Annotated in this window: 18 protein-coding genes and 1 riboswitch; of the genes, 12 read left to right on the top strand and 6 right to left on the bottom strand. The window is 59.3% G+C overall.

What is annotated here, in order from left to right:
- Positions 1–111: 111 nt before the first annotated feature.
- Positions 112–1,740, bottom strand: coding sequence for a chaperonin GroEL (gene groL, locus EDC38_RS09005; protein WP_123638215.1), 1,629 nt, complete (start codon positions 1,738–1,740; stop codon positions 112–114).
- The gene (gene groES / locus EDC38_RS09000; RefSeq protein ID WP_123638214.1) at positions 1,737–2,051 is read right to left on the bottom strand and encodes a co-chaperone GroES; all 315 of its coding nucleotides are present in this window, start codon (positions 2,049–2,051) and stop codon (positions 1,737–1,739) included. The genes groL and groES overlap by 4 nt, the downstream gene beginning before the upstream one ends.
- Positions 2,052–2,290: 239 nt before the next feature.
- Between groES and EDC38_RS08995 the strand changes: the two genes are divergently transcribed.
- Positions 2,291–2,884 (top strand): hypothetical protein, encoded by a 594-nt coding sequence (locus tag EDC38_RS08995; protein WP_123638213.1) that lies wholly within the window; start codon positions 2,291–2,293, stop codon positions 2,882–2,884.
- A gap of 93 nt (positions 2,885–2,977) precedes the next feature.
- Here EDC38_RS08995 and EDC38_RS08990 read toward each other — a convergent pair whose 3' ends face one another.
- Together EDC38_RS08990 and senA are read right to left on the bottom strand one after the other, a co-directional pair.
- Complete coding sequence (locus EDC38_RS08990; RefSeq protein ID WP_123638212.1) at positions 2,978–3,721, bottom strand: putative 4-mercaptohistidine N1-methyltransferase; 744 nt, start codon at positions 3,719–3,721, stop codon at positions 2,978–2,980.
- Between the two features lie 3 nt (positions 3,722–3,724).
- Positions 3,725–5,062: a selenoneine synthase SenA gene (senA, locus tag EDC38_RS08985; RefSeq protein ID WP_123638211.1), complete on the bottom strand. Its 1,338-nt coding sequence runs from the start codon at positions 5,060–5,062 to the stop codon at positions 3,725–3,727.
- 194 nt (positions 5,063–5,256) lie between these two features.
- Here senA and purE point away from each other — a divergent pair, with 194 nt between their 5' ends.
- The 6 genes from purE to EDC38_RS08955 all read left to right on the top strand — a co-directional run bounded on the left by purE (position 5,257) and on the right by EDC38_RS08955 (position 11,718).
- A complete protein-coding gene (gene purE, locus EDC38_RS08980; RefSeq protein ID WP_123638210.1) occupies positions 5,257–5,766 on the top strand; it encodes a 5-(carboxyamino)imidazole ribonucleotide mutase in 510 nt (169 codons plus the stop codon).
- Positions 5,767–5,771: 5 nt separating this feature from the next.
- Entirely contained in the window at positions 5,772–6,836 is a 1,065-nt protein-coding gene (purK, locus tag EDC38_RS08975) for a 5-(carboxyamino)imidazole ribonucleotide synthase (RefSeq protein WP_123638209.1), read from the top strand.
- 318 nt (positions 6,837–7,154) lie between these two features.
- Positions 7,155–8,546 carry an oxygen-independent coproporphyrinogen III oxidase gene (hemN, locus tag EDC38_RS08970; RefSeq protein ID WP_123638208.1) on the top strand — a complete coding sequence of 464 codons (1,392 nt, stop codon included), beginning with the start codon at positions 7,155–7,157 and terminating at the stop codon, positions 8,544–8,546.
- 46 nt (positions 8,547–8,592) lie between these two features.
- Positions 8,593–9,411, top strand: coding sequence for a M90 family metallopeptidase (locus EDC38_RS08965; protein ID WP_170162881.1), 819 nt, complete (start codon positions 8,593–8,595; stop codon positions 9,409–9,411).
- 177 nt (positions 9,412–9,588) lie between these two features.
- Positions 9,589–9,864 carry a helix-turn-helix domain-containing protein gene (locus tag EDC38_RS08960; RefSeq protein ID WP_024461165.1) on the top strand — a complete coding sequence of 92 codons (276 nt, stop codon included), beginning with the start codon at positions 9,589–9,591 and terminating at the stop codon, positions 9,862–9,864.
- 177 nt (positions 9,865–10,041) lie between these two features.
- The gene (locus tag EDC38_RS08955) at positions 10,042–11,718 is read left to right on the top strand and encodes a putative bifunctional diguanylate cyclase/phosphodiesterase (protein ID WP_123638206.1); all 1,677 of its coding nucleotides are present in this window, start codon (positions 10,042–10,044) and stop codon (positions 11,716–11,718) included.
- 4 nt (positions 11,719–11,722) lie between these two features.
- Here EDC38_RS08955 and EDC38_RS08950 read toward each other — a convergent pair whose 3' ends face one another.
- Positions 11,723–14,071 (bottom strand): fatty acid cis/trans isomerase, encoded by a 2,349-nt coding sequence (locus tag EDC38_RS08950; protein WP_246004371.1) that lies wholly within the window; start codon positions 14,069–14,071, stop codon positions 11,723–11,725.
- Between the two features lie 114 nt (positions 14,072–14,185).
- Between EDC38_RS08950 and EDC38_RS08945 the strand changes: the two genes are divergently transcribed.
- From EDC38_RS08945 to EDC38_RS08935, 3 genes are all read left to right on the top strand, one after another.
- Entirely contained in the window at positions 14,186–15,529 is a 1,344-nt protein-coding gene (locus EDC38_RS08945; protein ID WP_211331059.1) for an MFS transporter, read from the top strand.
- Positions 15,530–15,564: 35 nt separating this feature from the next.
- Positions 15,565–17,151 carry a carbon-nitrogen hydrolase family protein gene (locus EDC38_RS08940; RefSeq protein ID WP_123638205.1) on the top strand — a complete coding sequence of 529 codons (1,587 nt, stop codon included), beginning with the start codon at positions 15,565–15,567 and terminating at the stop codon, positions 17,149–17,151.
- A 71-nt stretch (positions 17,152–17,222) separates the two neighbouring features.
- Entirely contained in the window at positions 17,223–17,510 is a 288-nt protein-coding gene (locus EDC38_RS08935) for a hypothetical protein (RefSeq protein WP_123638204.1), read from the top strand.
- Between the two features lie 74 nt (positions 17,511–17,584).
- On the opposite strand, the gene EDC38_RS08930 is transcribed toward EDC38_RS08935, so the two are convergent.
- On the bottom strand, positions 17,585–17,749 hold the full coding sequence (locus EDC38_RS08930) for a DUF1328 domain-containing protein (RefSeq protein WP_123638203.1): 165 nt from the start codon (positions 17,747–17,749) through the stop codon (positions 17,585–17,587).
- A gap of 298 nt (positions 17,750–18,047) precedes the next feature.
- On the opposite strand from EDC38_RS08930, the gene EDC38_RS08925 reads away from it, so the two are divergent.
- Positions 18,048–18,248 (top strand): hypothetical protein, encoded by a 201-nt coding sequence (locus EDC38_RS08925; protein ID WP_123638202.1) that lies wholly within the window; start codon positions 18,048–18,050, stop codon positions 18,246–18,248.
- A gap of 332 nt (positions 18,249–18,580) precedes the next feature.
- Positions 18,581–18,711, top strand: a riboswitch (guanidine-I (ykkC/yxkD leader).
- Positions 18,712–18,950: 239 nt separating this feature from the next.
- Positions 18,951–19,778 (top strand): ABC transporter permease, encoded by an 828-nt coding sequence (locus tag EDC38_RS08920; RefSeq protein WP_123638201.1) that lies wholly within the window; start codon positions 18,951–18,953, stop codon positions 19,776–19,778.
- The last annotated feature ends 5 nt before the right edge of the window (positions 19,779–19,783 follow it).

The raw sequence follows: 19,783 nt of genomic DNA, 5'->3' as shown, positions 1-19,783 counted from the left end.
GGGGTCAAAGACCTCCAGCATACACTATGCTGAGTGCTCACTCATCTAAGGGTGGTGTAAACAAAAAAAGGGGCCTTTCGGCCCCAATGCGATGAGTGTTGAAGGAACGAATCACTCGAAGTCGTGCGCGTGTGCCCCCGCGGACTTCTCGTCCTTCGGGCTGTCCGCCACCATCACTTCGGTGGTGAGGATCAGGCCCGCGACCGAGCCGGCGTTCTGCAGCGCCGAGCGGGTGACCTTGGCCGGGTCGATGATGCCCTGCTCGATCATGTCGACGTACTCGCCGGTCTGGGCGTTGTAGCCCCAGGTGGTGCTGTCGTTTTTGCGCACACCTTCCAGGACGACACTGCTCTCGACGCCGGCATTGGCGACGATCTGCCGGAAGGGTTCTTCCATGGCGCGCAGGGCGATGCGAATGCCGGTGTTCTGGTCTTCGTTGGCGCCCTTGAGGCCGGACTTCCGAATGGCGTCGGCGACCCGAATCAGGCTGACGCCGCCGCCGGGGACGATGCCTTCTTCCACGGCGGCACGGGTGGCGTGGAAGGCGTCGTCCACCAGGTCCTTCTTCTCCTTCATTTCCACTTCGGTGGCGGCCCCGACCTTGATCACCGCTACGCCGCCGGCCAGTTTGGCCACCCGCTCCTGGAGTTTATCGCGGTCGTAGTCCGAGGTGCTGTTGTCGATTTCCTTACGCAGTTGCTGGACGCGGGCGTCCAGGTCGGCCTTCTTGCCGGCGCCGTCGACGATGGTGGTGTTCTCCTTGTTGATCACCACGCGCTTGGCGCTGCCGAGCTGTTCCAGTTCCACTTTCTCCAGGCTCAGGCCCACTTCCTCGGAGATGACGGTACCACCGGTGAGGATGGCGATGTCCTGCAGCATGGCCTTGCGCCGATCGCCGAAGCCCGGGGCTTTGACGGCGGCGGCCTTGAGGATGCCGCGCAGGTTGTTGACCACCAGGGTCGCCAGGGCTTCGCCTTCCACGTCCTCGGCAATCAGCAACAGCGGGCGGTTGGCCTTCGCCACGGCTTCCAGTACCGGGAGCAGGTCGCGGATGTTGCTGATCTTTTTGTCGAACAGCAGCACGTAGGGGTTGTCCAGCTCGACCTGCATTTTCTCCTGGTTGGTGATGAAGTAGGGCGAGAGGTAGCCGCGATCAAACTGCATACCCTCGACCACATCCAGTTCATTCTCCAGGGACTTGCCTTCCTCGACTGTGATCACGCCGTCCCGGCCGACCTTGTCCATGGCCTTGGCCAGAATGTCGCCAATGTCGGTATTCCAGTTGGCGGAGACGGTGGCCACCTGACCGATGGATTTGTTGTCATCGCAGGGTTTGGCCAGTTTGCCCAGCTCTTCCACGGCGGCCTTGACGGCGGCGTCGATACCGCGCTTGAGGTCCATGGGGCTCATGCCGGCAGAGATGGCTTTGTGGCCCTCGCGCACCAGGGCCTGGGCCAGAACGGTGGCGGTGGTGGTACCGTCACCGGCGACATCGGCGGTCTTGGAGGCCACTTCCTTGACCATCTGGGCGCCCATGTTTTCGAACTTGTCTTTCAGCTCGATTTCCTTGGCGACGGAAACGCCGTCTTTGGTCACCCGGGGGGCGCCGAAACTTTTTTCCAGCACCACGTTGCGACCTTTCGGGCCGAGGGTGGCTTTGACGGCGTTGGCCAGAATGTTCACGCCACTGAGCATCCGCTCGCGGGCGTCGGTGGAGAATTTGACGGTTTTGGCACTCATGCGGCTTTCTCCTGTGCACGGGGTTGTTCAACCACAGCCAGAATGTCGGACTCCTTGATGATCAGGTAGGTGTCTCCCTCCATTTTGATTTCAGATCCGGCGTACTGGCCAAACACAATACGGTCGCCCACCTTGATCGACAGCGGACGCAGTTGGCCGTTGTCAAGCAGGGCGCCGTCACCCACGGCGACCACTTCGCCCTGGGTGGATTTTTCCGCGGCCTTGTCGGGGATGACAATGCCACCTTTGCTGGTGGTTTCCGCGGCCAGGCGCTTGACCACCACTCGGTCGTATAACGGTTTGATACTCATTGAATGTCCTCCGTACAAACCTGAATAAGGCATCGAAACCGATATGAAATAAGAAGGTCGGAGGGCGGTGGTTGCCAACCCTCCTGATTCGCAAAATAGGAGCCGTTTTACGGTTTTCAAGAGGCGTGAAGAGATATTTTTTATGACTTTTTCTTCTTAAAAGTCCGCTGCAATAAATGGAATTTAGCTATAAATTATTCTATCTAATAAGAGTGAAAGAACGATTGGGAGACTGATGTATGGTGTTACTGACCCAAACCGACAATGTGACCCTGGCCGATTATTTCCGCGAGCGTTTGCATGTCTCTTCCGAGCAGTTGGACCCGCCGCCCCACGAGGATACTCTTTGGTATGTGGGCGGCATGCTGGCCCGCTTTGGCGATACCGATCAGTTGTACAGCTACGAGGGTGGGGCCATGACCATTCGCCCGCTGGCGATGTTGTACAAGGACGCCCACGAGGCGGGCTCCGCTCGGGAGCGTTGCCTGATTCTGCGCCAGCTCGGCGATCTGGCGCTCTTCATGGGGGCGCTGTTTCCGGAGAACTATGCCCGTCGGGGTATTCATCAGGATTACTTTATCGGCATGGGCGGCGGCGCTTACGATTACCTGTCCGAAAATGCCCCTCAGAATCGGCATATCTTTTCGGAGCTGGCGGCGGCTTTCGCCCGCATGCTGGCGTTGATCGCCGACGCCTGCTCCCGCCAACGGGTGTTTGATGCGGCGGATGTGCTGCAGCTCTACCAGCGTTGGCGCCAGAGTCGGGACCACCGCCTGGAGCGGCAGCTCAGGGCGCTGGGCATCGATCTGTCCGGTGGGGATGGGGTGCACTAGCGGTCGTCGCTGTTGGCGAACTACTAAGAAATTCTTGGTAGTTGCCTCTCAAGCGTGACTTTAGGGGCAGGTGTATCGGTCGACTGAGAGCACTCAAGCTCTTCTCCACAGGCTTGCTTCGGCTACCGTGTGTTGGTACTTGCGGGTGGTTTCCCGGATCACAAAGGGAATATCCCGGGTGGGTTCCAGCAGCACAAAGTCCGGCTCCAGGTGGTGGCGCAGGCCGTCGAGCATGCGGACCGGTTGCCCGTTTCTCTCGAACCCGCCGATCCAGCGTTCCCGGGGCGTGAACTCCGGTAGCAGGGTGTAGGGGGAGGTGATCATCAGCAGGCCGCCGGGGCGGACTAGTGCAGGCAACTGGGCGAGAAACGCGGCGGGATCGGGCAGCCGGTCGATCAGGTTGCCGGCGAAGATCAGATCGAAGCGGCCCAGAGTGTCATCCAGTGCGCAGGCATCGCCGACCTGAAAGCGGGTGCGCCCGGCGGTGTTGCTCAGTTCCAGTGCCGCGAGATCTGCCGTTCGGCGTTCGATAAGCTCACCCTCGAGGGTGACCTGATATTGAAGTTGGCCCTGCTCGGCCAATCGGGTGGCGCTGTCGATAAAGCGTCGGGACAGGTCGATGCCGATGACTTCGTCGAACCGACGGGCCAGTTCAAAGCTGCTGCGGCCCACGGCGCAACCCAGGTCAAGGGCCCGCCCGGTTGTGCCGGTGTGGTGGGCCAGGGCCTGCTCGATACAGGCCTTCGGGTAGTTAGGCACGTCAAAGTGACCGGGGCCGTAGTGGAAATCCAGGTATTGGCCGAGCAGTTCGTCGGTCTCGTAAGGATTGTCGGTCATGGGTTACTCATCAAGGGCGCAGGTGCGAAAGCCCACAAACACATCGTGTCGGTTGGGCAGGTAGGCCTGGCGGTAGCTGCCCCGGATCAACCGCGATGAGGTGCCGCAGGAGCCGCCTTTGGTGACTTTGTGGTCGCCAAACTGCAGGGTGGACATAAAGGGGTACATGTCGATGGCGAAGCCGTCGTAGGGGAAAAACTGGTCGCGGGTCCACTCCCAGAGGGTGCCCAGCATCTGGCGGCAGCCGAAGGGGCTGTCACCCCCGGGCAGGGCGGTGACTGGCTGGCTGGCCAGACCGGTACCGTCCATATCCACCCGGCTTGAATCCAGCGTATCCCCCCAGGGGTAGCGCCGATGCGGCTCGCCGGGACGGTTGCCCAGGGCGGCCACTTCCCATTCGACTTCGCTGGGCAGACGGCGGCCCGCCCAGCGGCAGTAGGCCTCGGCCTCCCAGTAGGTCACATGCTTGACCGGGTAGTCGTCATGGAGAGGGCGCCACTGGTCGAAATGCCGCTCCTCCCAGCCCCTGTCGGTCTTGCGCCAATAATAGGGATGGGTTGGCGTACCGCGTTGAGGGGCGCCGCTGCCAAAGTTCAGATCCTGTTCGGTGGTCAGCCATTTGCGCCCGCCCTGGGTCCAGAGCTCGGGCCGCTGGTAGCCTCCGTCCTCGACAAAACGTCGGAAGTCGCCGTTGCTGACCAGGGTTCGGGCAATACGAAAGGCCGGGACGTGCACTTCAAAGCCGGGCTTTTCATTATCGAAGGCAAAGTCGCGCCGGGCGTACTCCGGGGAATGGGCCGGCATACCGATGGTGTAGCGCCCGGCAGGGATGTCCGCATCGCCCAGAGCGGCGGGATCAGCGCTCGCGGTCGGTTCGGGGCGGCTGCCCGGTGGCACCGGGTAACCCTCGGTCTGACGGCACCAGATCATCGACTCCAGATGCATATTCTGGTGGAAGATGGCGTATTTGGTCAGGTAGTGGGCCTGATCCGTGAGGGGCTGCTCCAGGATACGTTGACGTATGGCCTGGTGAATGGCGTCCACGTAGCGCAGGGTGTCCGCCTTGCCGGGAAACAGGTCGGCCCGCCAGCGGTCTTCGTGGTCCAGGTGGAAGGAGTCCCAGATTTCGTCCATTGAGGGGTCGTAAGAGGCCACTCCGTCCAGCGCCTTGCGCACAAAGACTTCGTAAAAGAAGGCGCAGTGACCGAACTCCCACAGCGGCGGATTGACGCCGGGGCGGTAGGGCACCTGAAGGCGGTCATTGCCCAGGGCCTCCACCAATTCGTGCATCCGATGGTGGGTGTCGTCCAGCGCCTGCAGCAGGCTGTCTCTGTCGTCCATCGCGAACTCCTCAAAATGGCATGACACGAGGACGATAACACATTGCCTAAATAGGCGCCCCGTTGGGCGGAAAAACAGGCAATTTCGGGGATCCCTTGCTATAATCCCGCCCTTTTTCCATTTCCCGGTCTGTGCCGGGACCCCTCGCCGGGGGTGGCTTGACCACCGTCCGGCGGCGTTTATTGGAGAGCGCTATGGCAGACAAAGCGGTAACGGCAACGAAAGTGGCCATTGTGATGGGCTCAAAGTCCGACTGGCCCACCATGGCCGAAGCGGCCCAGATTCTGGATACTCTGGGGGTGGCATACCACGCCGAAGTGGTCTCGGCCCACCGCACGCCGGACAAAATGTTCCAGTTTGCCGAAACCGCGGCGGACCAGGGCTACAAGGTGATTGTGGCCGGTGCCGGCGGCGCCGCCCATCTGCCGGGCATGATCGCCGCCAAGACCATTCTGCCGGTGCTGGGTGTGCCGGTGCAGAGTAAGGCGCTCAATGGTCAGGACAGCCTGCTGTCCATTGTGCAGATGCCCCGAGGCGTTGCGGTGGGTACCCTGGCCATCGGCGGTGCCGGTGCATTCAATGCCGGCCTGATGGCGGCCCAGATTCTGGCGACCGACGATGCCGAGCTGGCCGGACGCATCGCCGCCTGGCGCCAGCAGCAGTCGCAGACCGTACTGGACAATCCCGATCCGAGGAGCGAATAAGCCTCATGAGTGTTCCGCGTATTATCGTGGCCGGTAACGGTCAGTTGGGCCAAATGCTGCAGCAGGCCGCCGCGCCCATGCAGATCGAAGTGATGCCGGTCAATCCCACCAGTGATGACCGGCTGGAGCTGCGCGACAGCGATGTGATTACCGTCGAGCTGGAGCATTGGCCGGACTCTCCGCGCGGTGTGCAACTGAAAGACCACCCGAATTTTCTCAACGCCACGGCACTGCACTCGGTGATCGACCGGGAGCGGCAGAAAAGCCTGCTGGATCGACTCAATGTGCCCACCGCCCCCTGGGTGTCCCTGGGGGACGAGGCGGGCATGGCCGCACAGCTCGATGAACTGGGCTGCCCGGCGGTGATCAAGCGTCGCCGCGGAGGCTACGACGGTCGTGGCCAATGGCGCTGGCAGCCGGGCGAGCCGGTGCTGGCCGAGTGGGCCAATGAGTGTATCGCCGAGGCGATGATTCCCTTCAGCCACGAGGTTTCTCTGGTGGGCGCGCGCAATCGTGCTGGAGAGAAGGTTTTCTATCCGCTCACCCGTAATTGGCACGAGAGCGGCATATTGCGGGCGAGCGTGGGCAATCTGGATGTGCCCGCCGAGCAGCAGCAACTGGCCGAGGAATGGCTCGGTCGTATTATGGATGATCAGGGCTATGTCGGTGTGATGGCCATGGAGTGCTTTGTGGAAGAAGGACACCTGCTGGTCAACGAACTGGCGCCCCGGGTACATAACTCCGGCCACTGGACCCAGGCCGGGGCGGATATCAGCCAGTTTGAGCTGCATTTGCGGGCCGTGGCAGACCTGCCGCTGATCACTCCGGAAGTGTACGGAGTCACCATGATGTACAACCTGCTCGGGCGGGATTGGCGCACCGAGTGGCTCGGGGTGACCGGTACCCATGTGCATTGGTACGCGAAGGAAATTCGCCCCGGGCGCAAGGTGGGGCATGTGAATCTGCACCGACCCAATGTGGAGGCCTTGATGGACAGCCTCAAGCAGATGCAGGGACAGGTGGATGCCGAGGATCAGTGTGTGTTTGATTGGGCCTTGGCGCAGTTATAAAGCGTGATGGTGGATGACGGCCTTTCGGGCCTTATCCACCAATGAACCAATGGTATACCCCAAGAGCGGTATGGTTTGGCCGGTCCTTGGGCAGTAGATTGGGGGTATGGGAGCGGCGGGGTTGTGTGTTGGTTGCGGCGGATGCGCTTCGCTTATCCGCCCTACGGATACTGCCGTGGTTCGCGTAGGGCGGATAAGGCCAAAGGCCGCATCCGCCGTAACCGGAGGTGACGTAATGACACCGGCTTGACCAAGGTCAACGCAACGTCGATCCCGCCGCCCTAGACTAACGCCCACGTCAACAAACCGAGCCACACCATGTCCTTATACCAAGAGCCTCTCGCCTGGGATCAGTCCGTCATCGACCGCTACGACCTGAGCGGACCGCGCTACACCTCCTACCCCACCGCGCCCCAGTTCCGGGACGACTTCTCCCGTCAACAATGGCTCGAGGCCGTGGCGCGCAGCAACCGCAGCGGCAAGCCGCTATCCCTGTATTTTCATATTCCCTTCTGCGACACCCTCTGCTTTTACTGCGCCTGCAACAAAATCGTGACCCACAAGCGCAGCCGGGCCATGCCCTACCTGGAGCGCGTGGATCGGGAGATGGCCCTGCAGGCCGAGGTGTTCGATACCGATCGCCCGGTGAGCCAGTTGCACTGGGGCGGTGGCACACCTACCTACATCAGTGAAGACGAGATGACCTGGCTGATGGATGCGACCCGTCGGCACTTTCAACTGCTGGATAACGACGAAGGGGAGTACTCCGTGGAGGTACACCCGGGGCGTATGTCGGTGGGTAAGCTGGTTCACATGCGTCAGTTGGGGTTCAACCGGGTCAGCATGGGGGTGCAGGATTTCAATCCCGAGGTGCAGCGCGCGGTCAACCGTTATAACAGCGTCGAGCAGGTACGCGAGCTGGTGGATGTGGCGCGGGATCAGGGCTACCAGTCCATCAGCATGGATCTGATTTACGGCCTGCCGCTGCAGACCCGTGCCAGTGTAAAAGAAACCCTGGATCAGGTGATTGACCTGGGCCCGGATCGGTTGTCCCTGTTCAACTATGCCCACTTGCCGCACCTGTTCAAAAGCCAGCGTCTGATTCACGAATCGGACCTGCCTTCGCCTCAGGACAAACTCGCCATTCTGCACGAAGCCATTGAGCGTCTGCAGTCGGCGGGTTATGTGTATATTGGCATGGATCACTTCGCCAAGCCGGACGACAGCCTGGTCAAGGCGCAGCAGGAAGGCCGACTGCAACGCAACTTTCAGGGTTACTCGACTCACGCCGAGTGTGATCTGATCGCCTTTGGCGTGTCGGCGATCAGTTATTACGGTAGCACCTACATCCAGAATGCCAAGAAAGTGGAGGAGTATCAGACGCGCATCGATGAAGGGCGCCCCGCGTTGATCAAAGGCGTGCGCCTGCAGCCCGAAGATCATTTGCGCCGCGCGGTGATCAACCAGTTGATCTGTCACTTCAAGCTCAGCTTTGGCCAACTCTACGAACGCTTTGGCATCAACCCCAATCAGTATTTTCGGGATGAGCTGGCCCAGTTGGCGCCCATGGTGGAAGACGGATTGATCGAGGTTACCCCGGCCGGTATTACCGTGCTGAACAAGGGGCGGCTTTTGATTCGTCGCGTGTGCATGGTCTTCGATCAATACCTGGATACTGGCAACCAGATTCGCTATTCGAAAGTGATCTGAGCCAATCCGTGTACAATGCTTCCCAGTACTGATCGGGAGGCGTGTGGTGGCACTGTTCTGGCTGTTTTTACTCACCGGGGTTCTGGTGGCGGCGCTGGTGTACGCCCCGATTCGTCGCTATCGACATAGCCGTGCACTGGCCGAGCAACCCCTGCCGGCCAGTTGGCAGCAGTGGCTGCAGGACCGCTGGTGGTTGTACCCCTACCTTCCCGAGCCGGTGCGCCTCAACCTGCATCGTCAGTTGCAGGTGATGCTCGCCCATACCCGTTTTTACGGCTGTAATGGCCTTACCGTGACCGAACCCATGCGCGTGCTGACCCTCGCTCAAGCAGCGCTGATGAACGCCGGTGAAGGTCGCATGCAGTGGTCCGGGTTTCCGGTGGTGCTGCTGTATCCCGAGGCGTTCGTGCGCGAGGGTGAGGTGGCCGATGAGTTGGGACTGGTCGCCTATGAGCGTCAGGAGCTGCTGGGGGAGTCCTGGGAGCAGGGCAAGGTGGTGCTCTCCTGGGCGGACATCGAACAGGACCTGCGCGGCGAAGACAGCCACTGCCTGGTGATTCACGAATACGCCCATCAGTTGGATGGTTACGACGGCGTGATGGACGGTACGCCACCGTTGCGCGATCCCCAGAGTGTTCAGCGATGGGCCGACATCATGTCCGCGGCCTTCGATGATGTGAGTCAGTCGAACTCTGAATCGGCGCGAATGATTGATTCATACGCCGCAACCAATCCGGAAGAGTTTTTCTCGGTGATCTGCGAAACATTTTTCGTGCGTCCGGAGACTTTGTATTACGCCTATCCCCTGGTGTACCGTGAGTTAAAACAGTTGTTCCATCTGGACCCTTTTCTGTGGGTCCGCTGACCCGTCGAGCCTCCGTTTTCTGACAATATTTTGACGTCTGCTTTCCGTTATAACTGCTACAGTTGATAGTAGACGGGTTTTGAATGGCTAAAAGTTTCATCTGATTTGTATCTATTAATCAGATATCAGCTCTGTGACGATAAATTGCAGTCTTGCTCACGAGTTTGGTAGGAAACCATGTCTAAATCGCTGTACAGAACGGAAACAAAAGTGTTGCTGGAAGTGCTGAGAGAATTGCGCTCTGAGGCTGGCTTGACACAGACACAATGTTCACAGGCACTGGGTCGACCTCAGTCTTTCATAAGTGATGTGGAGCGCGGTGTTCGTCGCCTCGACCTGATCCAGCTACTGGACTTGTGTCGGGTGTTCGGGGTCAGTCTGCGCACCTTGATACGCCGCTTTGAAGCACACCTGGCAAGACACGACCTGGCCCCGGTGGATGAAGAGGAGTAACTGACCGGGACTTCCCTCCCTATTTGTATATCTGAATAGTAGATACTACACTCTCCCTTGAACGGCCCACTCGTTCGGCTTTTATGCGGCCAGAAATCTCATAACGCTTTTTTGTTCTAAGCTTGTAGTGGATGGTCATCCGTCTCCCGCCAGGGGGCGGACTTGGGAGGGGAGAGAATGGATATTGCAGAGGGTTTACGGAAGCGCAGCCATCTGGCGACGGTCAATATTCTGGCCGGTCCGCAGGCCATACGTCACTTATACTGTCTTCTTTTTATCCTGGCGCTGCTGGCGCTCGGGACTTTGACGGTCTATCAGACCGGCGGTACCGCGTACGCCTACCCCTACCTGATGTTGATCCCTGTTTTGTTCGCCTCGGCCTGGTACGGGCTCGCCGGCGGACTTTTCGCTGCGCTGCTGGCCAGCTCCCTGATGGCGGTGATGCCGCTGAATGTGGAGCAGGCGGTGATGCAGGAGCCGGTCAACTGGCTGCTGCGCATGGGGCTGTACCTTTTTCTGGGCGGCGTCGCCGGCGGCCTGTTTCAAAGCCTGCGGGGCGCCTATCGCGAACGGGAGGCGCTGGTGCGCACCGATCCTCGCTCGGGCCTGCCCAATCAGGTGGCCCTCGATCAGGATCTTCACGCCTGGAAGAACAGTGAGGGGTGGCGAGAGGCACCCGTTGGGCTGATCATTGTTCGCCTGACCGACATTACCGACGTGCTGGAGGCCATGGGGGCGGATGCGTCGGATGAGCTGGCGGGGCTCGTGGGCGAGCGTCTGCGCCACCTGGTTGGTGGTGACTCCAGTGTGTACCGGTTCAGTGTTTCGGAGCTCATTGTGCTGTTGCCCGGGGCCGATGAGGTGTTACTTCAGGCAATGGCCCGGCGCATCATCGAGGCCGGGGAAGATAACCTGGTCGTTCAATCGGTGCCGGTCCGGGTGCAGCTGGTCCTGGGCAGTGCTTTCAAATCGGGGCTGGGGTCGGCGACGGATGAGCTGATCAGTGAAGCGAGGATTGCACTCTTCTCGGCCATTCGTAAAGGCGTGAGCTACTGCCCTTACGATTCCGACTTGTCCAAGAAAAAGCTGTCCCATATTACTCTGATTTCCAACGTCCGGCGCGGGCTGGAACGCGGCGAGTTCGAGCTGCACTACCAGCCCAAGGTACGTCTGCGTGACGGTGCGCTGGTGGGCAGTGAAGCGCTGATCCGCTGGCGTGACAGCGAACGTCAATTGATTCCCCCCGGCCAGTTTATGCCCAAGGTGGAGGATACGACCCTGATTGCGCCGGTGACCGAATTTGTCAGCCGGGCGGCCTGTGAATTTGTGGCCTGGCAGTCCCACCCGGTCAGCATCAATTTTTCTGCCCGTAATCTGATGGATGAGCGCATGCCGGCTTATCTCGAGCAGCAGGTCCGTCGCCTGGGGGTGGCGCCGGCGCACATTGAAGTCGAGGTAACCGAAAGCGCTCTGATTCAGAATCTGCAAGCGGCTCGGGTTGCAATTGAGCGGCTCAGAGCCATGGGATTTTCAGTCAGTATCGATGACTTCGGTACCGGCTTTGCCTCGTTTGAGTACCTGCAGCACCTACCGATCACCGGGATCAAGATTGACCGGGCGTTTGTTCAACCTTTGGAGAGCCAGGAACGCTCCCGCAAACTGATGGCCAGCCTGGTGGATATGGGGCACGCCCTCGACCTGGTGGTCACCGCCGAGGGGGTTGAAAATGCCGAGCAGTACCGGCTGCTCCGGTCGATGGGTTGCGATCAGGTGCAGGGGTTTTTCTTTACGCCCGCCTTACCGGGTCGGCAGTTTGCTGCCTGGTGTGAGCACTATCGTCCGGTGGATGACTGATGCCCTATCGGTTTTCCAACCGGTTGTAATCCAGTAGTCCTGCCCGTACCCCCGCGCGCTTACGATATAGCGCGTGGATGTCGTCACTGATCGCCCAGAAGTTTGGATCGCTCCGGCGCACCCCGTAGCGATCCTTCAGTTTCCGGTAATCCCGCTCTTCGCTCATGGCACGCACCTGATTCACGAAGGCCGGAATGTCCTGCTCATCCATCATCATAAAGCTGTTCGGGTAACTCCCGATGATGCCCGCCGCCACACTCAGTGTGTCTTCCTGCGGCAGGCGCCGCTCCTGCTCCATAAACAGCGATGACAGGTTGCTGTAGGCGTTGTGGTGAATCAGTGTGAACAGCGCGCTGTCGGGCACATAGATGACCGTTGTCGGAGGCAGTACCCGCAGGGCCTCTCCCTCCAATGAGTGCAGTGTCTGCAGCGCTTCTCTGGTGCGCTCATTCAGCGTCAGTTCGTCCAACTGGTGCTCGCCGGAGAGGACCGGCTGAAGCCGCCTGCTCAACAACTGGTAGAGTCGCCGTTGGTGGTCCTGGCCCGACGGGTATTCCAGGGCGGTCTCTACCTGGAGGTTGTTCTGGTAAACGTCCAGGTATTCCTTGAGGTCTTCTTCGGCGTCCCGATACCAGTGGGCAATGGTCGGCTCCTGGACTGGCTCGGGCAGGAAGTTGATGAAGTTCATCTCGCCTTCCATGCGCAGGAAGTCCATATACAGCCGGCTCAGCAGTTGGTGGGAGGTATTGCCGTAGACATCAAAGCCCGCCACCAGCAGGTAGTGAATCCGCTCCAACAGGGGGTAGTCGATCACCCAGCTGGTTTTCGGCTCGGGCCCGATAAAACCGCGGTGCACGCTGGCACTGTCGGTGTGTCGGAAAATGGTCAGCGCGGCGTTGGTGTTCTGGCCTTCGCCATCCCAGATCATTTCCATGTTGAGCGGTTCACGCTCGCCAAACTTATTGGACAGGTGGGTGGCTTTGGCGGCCAGGTAATTTTTCTGCAGCTGTGAGTAGCGCCGCCAGTTGGTCATTGGCAGCAGGGTGTTGCCGACTCCGGCAGGCAGTTTCAGGTGCTCGCTGTTGTTGGCCAGAAACTCGCCATCCCATTTATCGGCGGTAAACGCCGGGTCGACAAAGCTCACCCAGAAGTGATCCTGAATCACATTGAGCGCCACCTGACCCCGACACACCGGGCCCTTGATGAAATTCATGATGGTGAACTCGGCTTCATCCAGCAAAAACTGGTAGCGGGCCTTTACTGGCAGATCCACAAAGGTCGCAAAGGGATTGGCCGCCTGTTCGGGCTGGTAACCCGGCAGTTCGGTGACCGCGTAATCCGCGTTCAGAAACCATTCTCGCCAGAGGGTCATGCGCTCAGGCGTCAGGGCGTAGGGCAGGTGGTTCTTCGCCACAATGCTGCTCGGGTCCCGCCAGAGGCGGTAGTACACCCGGTCAACCCCCGGGTCATCGAAGGGGCGGCGAGTGCTGATGCGCTCAATGGGCTCACCGGGGGGCGTGCTGGAGCGGACCAGTTTGAAAAACACCTTCGGGTTCGGCTCAAAATGCAGATTGGCCAGAAACAGGTGCTCGTACAGGTAACGGTTGGTCAGCCGGGCTTTGAGGGAGTCGGCGTTAAAAAATTGCTCCCACTGCTGAACGGTCTGTTGCAGCTCGGGGCCAATGGGGTTGGGGGCCCCGGCGGGGGCGCCGTCTTCCAGCCAGTGGATCAGGCGGTTGTGCTCGCGCTCGGACAGCCCCGGTAGTCCGTAGGGCATGCCCCACAGCGGGTAGTCCTCGGCATAGTTGTCGAAGGTCTCGGCCTTGGGGCAGTGCCAGTCGCGGTTAAGGGAAAAATCGAAACTGTCGGGCAGGACGGGCTGGGTGGGCAAGGGGTGCTGCCGCTTGAGCTGGAGCATGCGCGCGAGCACGCTACCCTGGAGATTGGCTTGGGCACTGTCGGCGCGCTCGTTGATGACCGGGAAGAAGCCTTTCTCGCGCCACTGCGCGGTGCTGTCCGCATCTTCAAACAGCCGGGTGAGCTCGGCACCGAGCAGGCGGGTACCGTCGTACACCTTGTCCTCGTGGGCGCCCCGGAACAGGCCTTCCCGGGCTTCCATTTTCAGCTGACAGGGCGCGTCGTAACAGCCGTGACAGACGGTACAGCGGTGCTCAATCAGCGGTTTGATATGCGCCTGGAACCGGTCGTCCTCCGACGCATTGCGCAGTGGCTCCCGCGGGGTGGGGGCGCCATAGCGTTGGTTCCACAGTTGGTGACCGATCGCGCTGCAGCCAATGACGATCAGTATGAGCGTCACCAGTGAGCCCCGGGTCAGCCAGTGTCCGGTTGCCATGGAAAGATCCTTGGTCGTTCATCGTCTCGGGAGTATAACAGGCTGTGGTTTACATCATTCGGATAAGCACCGATACTGAGCGGCGGCCTACACCAGACCGGAGAGAAAGTGCCTGTGAGTGACCATCAGCCTGCCAAGCCCGAGGTTCTGTACCCCGATTACCCCCGCTTGAGCCGGGTTTACGAACAATTGAACGACGATGAGGATGCACGGGTCTGTAAGGATATTCCCGAGGACGCCTGCCGACATCAACCGCGCAACTTTTTTGCCTACCTGGTCGCCAACACCTTCAGTAAAGTGGCGGATGAGCTCTCCAGTGCCCGACTGATCCTGCCCTGGCTGCTCGGCGCGGCCGGGGCCTCATCGGGGTTCGCCGGCTTTCTGGTGCCGATCCGCGAGGCGGGGGTGTTGATTCCGCAGCTGATGGTCGCGGCTTTTATCCGGCGCCTGGCCCGGCGCAAAGTGGTCTGGCTGTTGGGTGCTTTTCTGTCCATGCTGGCGCTGGCGGCCATGGCCCTGGCCGCCGGGACGCTGCAGGGCTCCGAGGTGGGCTGGGCCGTCGTCGGCGCCCTGGTGGTGTACAGCCTGGCTAGGGGACTCTGCTCGGTTGCCGCCAAAGATGTGCTCGGAAAAACTGTCTCGAAAACCCGGCGCGGTGCGCTGATGGGCTACTCGGCCAGCGTGGCCGGGGTGGCCACCTTGCTGGTGGGCCTGTATGCGGAATTTGGTACGGGGGCCGAGCCGGTCAATCTGACCCTGTTTCTCGGAGGCGCGGCGGCGTTATGGTTGCTGTCTCTGCTCGCGTTCAGCCAGATTCAGGAAGCGCCGGGGGCGACGGAGGGCGGCGGAAATGCGGCCAGCGTTGCCCTACGCAGTCTGGGTATTGTGTTGACCGACCGGGACTTTCGGCGCTTTGTGCTCGCCCGGGGGCTGTTGCTGAGTATCGCGCTGGTTCCGCCGTTTTTTGTGTTGCTCGCTCAGGAGCACGCCGGCAGCAGCGCGGCGGGGCTGGGGCTGATGATCATTGCCAGTGGCCTGGCGGCCAGTCTGAGCTCGCCGGTGTGGGGCCGACTGAGTGACCGCTCCAGCCGTTGGACCATGGCGCTGGCGGCCTTCGGGGGCGCAACACTGTGTGCCGTTACGGCGATGCTGGCGTGGCTGGAACTGACGCTGCTCGCCTCGCCCTGGGTGCATGCGTTGCTGTTCTTTGGTATCAGTATCTGTCACGGCGGGGCACGCTTGGCCCGCAAGGTCTATCTTGTCGATATGGCCACCGCGCAGACCCGCGCGCAATATGTGGCGGTCAGCAACACGCTGATCGGGCTGGCACTGCTCGCCCTCGGTAGCGTAGGGCTGCTGACCACGTGGATCGGTGTCGCGGGTGTGATTGCAATGCTGGGCGGGATATCCCTGATCGCCGCCCTGTATGGACTCAATTTGAAAGAGATCAGCGGCTGAACCGCTGTTCCCCTGTTGTAGAGGCAGTTAACAGTATGGCGAAGAAAGAGGAAAACAAACTGCAGCAGCCCGGTGCTCACCTGACCGTGCGCAATGCCACCCTGGCGGATGTGCCCGCCATTGTGGCGCTCGCCGACCGAGTATATGGTCCGCTCAAAATGGAGACCTATCCGCGCGCGGCGATCGTCGGGCAGATCAATAACTTCCGCCAGGGGCAGATCGTGGTCATGGTGGGGGATGCCCTGGTGGGTTACTGCGCCACCTTCCGCATCTCCGGTGATGTGGCGCTGAAGCCGCACACCTGGAATGAAATTACCGGTAACGGCTTTGCGTCCCGTCACGACATCCATGGCGACTGGCTGTACGGTATGGAAGTCTGTATCGATAACGCCTATCGCGGCTATCGCATCGGTCAGCGCCTGTACAACGAGCGGAAAAAGCTGTGTCAGTCCCTGGGTCTGAAAGGCGTGGTGTTCGCCGGGCGAATGCCCAACCTGCACAAGCGCCTGAAAAAAGTCGGCTCGGTAGAAAACTATATCGATCAGGTGGTGCACAAGCAGATCAAGGACCCGGTCCTGTCGTTCCAACTGCGCAATGGCTTTGAGGTGATCGGGGTCATTCCCAATTATCTCGACGATGATACCGAATCGCTGAACTACGCCGCCCACCTGGTCTGGTACAACCCGAAAGTGCCTCAGGAAGATGAAAAGCCGGTGAAAAAATACGGCGTGCGGATGCCCGACGTCGTGCGCATCGCCACCGTGCAATATATGCAGCGGCGGGTCACGTCGTTCGCCGAGTTCCTGAAATACATTGAATATTTTGTCGACGTCGTGGCGGATTACAAAAGCGACTTTGTGGTCTTTCCGGAACTATTGACGCTGCAGTTGTTGTCGATTGAAGATCAGGAGCTCTCTCCCTTCGAGTCGATCGAGGCGCTGACCAAGTACACGCCGCGGCTAAAAGATGCGTTTCGGGACATGGCACTGAGTTACAACGTCAACATTATCGCCGGCTCCCACCCCACTCGGGTAGAGAACGGCCGGATTGAAAATATTTCCTATATTTTTCTGCGCGACGGTCGGATTTTCGAGCAGCCCAAAATCCACCCCACGCCGAATGAACGCTACTGGTGGGATATTGAAGGTGGCAGCAGTCTGACCGCCATCGATACCGACTGCGGGCCGATTGGCGTATTGATCTGCTACGACTCGGAGTTCCCGGAGTTGGGGCGTCACCTGGCGGATCAGGGGGTTCAGATTCTGTTTGTACCTTTCTGCACCGATGAGCGGCAAAGCTATCTGCGCGTGCGCTACTGTTGTCAGGCCCGTGCGGTGGAAAACCAGATGTACGTGGTCATGTCCGGTAACGTGGGTAACCTGCCCAACGTCTCCAATATGGACATTCAATACGCGCAGAGCTGCATTCTGACGCCCTGTGACTTCCCCTTCGCGCGGGATGGTATCGCCGCGGATACCACGCCCAATGTGGAAACCGTGGCGTTTGCCGACTTGCGTCCCGAGTCATTGATCATGGCTCGCAACAGCGGCACCGTGCAGAACCTGAAAGATCGTCGGCACGACCTGTACCGGATGCAGTGGCGAGGGGATAAAAAGCAATAATCGTGTCAGAACCCCAGGGATGGGGCCCTTGATGACAGACCAACAATAATCTGATTGAGGAGCGCGTTGATATGAAGCATCGAGAGTCTCGCACCGTGGGTGCCATTTGCCTGGGGCTGGCAATTCTGTTTCTGGTGTTAGGCGATTATCTGTTGAGTGTGCCTTTGGCCGTATACGGCATCCTCTGCTTTGTTTTGCCGGAGAAGCTGTTTGCGACCCGTGAGCAGCTTGACGCGATGCGTAAGCGCCGCAAGGACAAAAGCGGCAAGCGGCCCATCACGCTTCCCTGGTATCAGTCTCCGGTGATTGTGGGGATTGTTATCGCTTCGGTTATTTTTGGTTATTACGCATTGGCGTGATAGCACTGACAATGTGAGCGCGCCGTTTACGATTACGACGCGCTCACTCTTCAATGCTCTGGGATCACTGATCGTTATAACGGCGGTTTTCGTCCGACAACGGCGAACACGATCGCCAGCACCACGCCGACCACAAAAAGAATCCAGGCAATGTTGGTTGCGGCGCCAGCAATGCCGCTCAATCCCAGTACTCCGGCAATAATGGCGATAATCAGAAATAGAAACGCCCAGCTGAACATAAGCAGACTCCTTTGACGATGCAGGTTCTGTGAGTATAGCCAAAAACGCGGCCTTCACAGGATTGGACGTAACGATCGAGGAAAGTTGCATTCTACGGTGAAAGTTGTGAATGAAGTCTCATTTGGCGCCTTGTTCATGCCGCCGCTGTTGAATTCCGCAATCTTGGCCTAAGATAAACATTACCGTAGGGTTTTGGCGGAAAATGGCTTTTATTAATGCATCTTGCGCCAAAATTGCAAACATACGGCTCATGGGGCAGCAATAAGCCCTCTTTTATCGAATGAAGGAGTCAACACCATGAATGAAGAAAACCTTCTGACCAAGCGCGTCCGTTCACTGGCCCTGGCAATGTTTCTGGTTCTCTCCGGCGGTGCTTTCCTGACCGGCTGTGATCAAGGACCTGCAGAAGAGGCAGGCGAGAAGATCGATGATGCGGTGGATGATGCCGGTGATGCAATGGACGATGCGGCAGATGACGCAAAAGATGCCGTTGAGTAAGTCGTCACTGTAGCAGTAAGCGCCTCGGGTCACTACGGTGGCTCGAGGGCGCGCTCCCCCCCCCCCCCCCTCCATACCATCCTACTTGTCCTCCAGGTGTCACTCAGTCAAGCCTCGTTCTGGTGCCTCCTTACGCAGAATTGCACTTTCTTGGTGCGGAAGGAGGTGTTCCTGTCCTGCGTAAACGGTGTAAAAGCGCTATTTGGGCGCCTCTTAAGGTTGGCATTCATATTGCTCACTCTTTAGTACACAGAGGATTCAATGGGACCACCCCGTTGAAGCAACTCAGTAAAGACAATTTGACCAAGGCGCTGCGGCGGATGATGCAGTGCTGAATAGGCCGCTAGGGTTCCGGCGTGATGACTTGAACAGGTTCAGGTTCGCGTGTCTGGTCCGAGAGCAGCCGACCTTACACGGGAATTTTCAGTGCAAGGTTACACGGCGGGACAAAAGCCCGGGAGGTTCGCGATGGCGCTGTCGCCATTGAATCCTCGTTCATGAAACCGTGTAACCGCTGGAGGTTTACCGTGTCAGGCACCACATCGTATCACTCTCCCTCTCCGACCCACTGTTGTGGCAAGGTAAAAACCTCCGGGTTTTTCCTTGTCACCTTTTTTTGTCGCCTCGCCCGAACCCTTCCCGCTGCTGGCAGCCGGTAATTGAATACCGGTCCAGAGCCAATTCATCCACGCTGAGGTAAGCATGAAGCGACTGATCAACCAACAACCCAATCGCGTTGCCCGCTGGCTGTTGGGACTGCTGCCATTTCTGCTGTTGTTGGCCCTCTATGTGGGGGCGTCCAACGCGCGTCTGGCGGAAAATCCCAACGACAAGTTGTTACCTTCTTTTGACAGCTTTGGCGCGGCAATCGAAAGACTGGCGTTCGAACCCAGCGCCCGAACGGGCGAGTACCTGTTCTGGCAAGACACCCAAAGCAGCCTCCAACGCCTGGCTATTGGCGTGACCATCAGCGCCGTGTTCGCTCTGGTATTCGGGGTGCTCAGCGGTGCCATTCCCTATGTAAGCGCCAACCTGTCGCCTTTGATGACGGCCGTCTCTCTGGTGCCGCCCATGGCCATATTGCCCATTCTTTTTATTGTGTTTGGCCTGGGGGAGTTGTCCAAAGTCATGTTGATTATCATTGGCACGGCGCCGTTTTTGTGTCGCGATATGCAGCAGCGAGTGCAGGAAATTCCCGCCGAGCAGATCATCAAGGCGCAAACACTGGGCGCTAGCAGTTGGCAGATCATCCAGCGGGTGATTCTGCCCCAGATACTGCCCCGCCTGCTCGCCAGTGTGCGCCTGTCTCTGGGGTCGGCTTGGCTATTTCTGATTGCCGCCGAGGCGATCGCCTCGACTGACGGGCTCGGCTATCGGATCTTTCTGGTGCGTCGGTACTTGTCCATGGATGTCATATTGCCTTACGTGGTCTGGATCACGATTCTCGCCTTTGTCATCGACCTCTTGTTGCGGTTGCTATCGCGCCGTTGCTTCCCCTGGTTCCACGCACAAACTGGCAGCGGCCACTGAGGTGT

This window comes from Marinimicrobium koreense (assembly GCF_003762925.1).
In the GTDB taxonomy this organism is placed as follows: domain Bacteria; phylum Pseudomonadota; class Gammaproteobacteria; order Pseudomonadales; family Cellvibrionaceae; genus Marinimicrobium; species Marinimicrobium koreense.
The sequence above is the reverse complement of the archived record's forward strand: the minus strand, read 5'-3'. Positions and strand labels throughout refer to the sequence as shown.

What these genes read in the sequence shown, in the direction of transcription:
- purE (WP_123638210.1), top strand. Translation starts at nt 5,257, where the DNA reads ATGGCAGACAAAGCGGTAACGGCAACGAAAGTGGCCATTGTGATGGGC.
- EDC38_RS08935 (WP_123638204.1), top strand. Translation starts at nt 17,223, where the DNA reads ATGAAGCATCGAGAGTCTCGCACCGTGGGTGCCATTTGCCTGGGGCTG.
- EDC38_RS08955 (WP_123638206.1), top strand. Translation starts at nt 10,042, where the DNA reads ATGGATATTGCAGAGGGTTTACGGAAGCGCAGCCATCTGGCGACGGTC.
- senA (WP_123638211.1), bottom strand. Translation starts at nt 5,062, where the DNA reads ATGGACGACAGAGACAGCCTGCTGCAGGCGCTGGACGACACCCACCAT.
- EDC38_RS08925 (WP_123638202.1), top strand. Translation starts at nt 18,048, where the DNA reads ATGAATGAAGAAAACCTTCTGACCAAGCGCGTCCGTTCACTGGCCCTG.
- EDC38_RS08995 (WP_123638213.1), top strand. Translation starts at nt 2,291, where the DNA reads ATGGTGTTACTGACCCAAACCGACAATGTGACCCTGGCCGATTATTTC.
- EDC38_RS08960 (WP_024461165.1), top strand. Translation starts at nt 9,589, where the DNA reads ATGTCTAAATCGCTGTACAGAACGGAAACAAAAGTGTTGCTGGAAGTG.
- EDC38_RS08950 (WP_246004371.1), bottom strand. Translation starts at nt 14,071, where the DNA reads ATGGCAACCGGACACTGGCTGACCCGGGGCTCACTGGTGACGCTCATA.
- EDC38_RS08940 (WP_123638205.1), top strand. Translation starts at nt 15,565, where the DNA reads ATGGCGAAGAAAGAGGAAAACAAACTGCAGCAGCCCGGTGCTCACCTG.
- groES (WP_123638214.1), bottom strand. Translation starts at nt 2,051, where the DNA reads ATGAGTATCAAACCGTTATACGACCGAGTGGTGGTCAAGCGCCTGGCC.
- EDC38_RS08990 (WP_123638212.1), bottom strand. Translation starts at nt 3,721, where the DNA reads ATGACCGACAATCCTTACGAGACCGACGAACTGCTCGGCCAATACCTG.
- EDC38_RS08920 (WP_123638201.1), top strand. Translation starts at nt 18,951, where the DNA reads ATGAAGCGACTGATCAACCAACAACCCAATCGCGTTGCCCGCTGGCTG.
- groL (WP_123638215.1), bottom strand. Translation starts at nt 1,740, where the DNA reads ATGAGTGCCAAAACCGTCAAATTCTCCACCGACGCCCGCGAGCGGATG.
- hemN (WP_123638208.1), top strand. Translation starts at nt 7,155, where the DNA reads ATGTCCTTATACCAAGAGCCTCTCGCCTGGGATCAGTCCGTCATCGAC.
- purK (WP_123638209.1), top strand. Translation starts at nt 5,772, where the DNA reads ATGAGTGTTCCGCGTATTATCGTGGCCGGTAACGGTCAGTTGGGCCAA.
- EDC38_RS08930 (WP_123638203.1), bottom strand. Translation starts at nt 17,749, where the DNA reads ATGTTCAGCTGGGCGTTTCTATTTCTGATTATCGCCATTATTGCCGGA.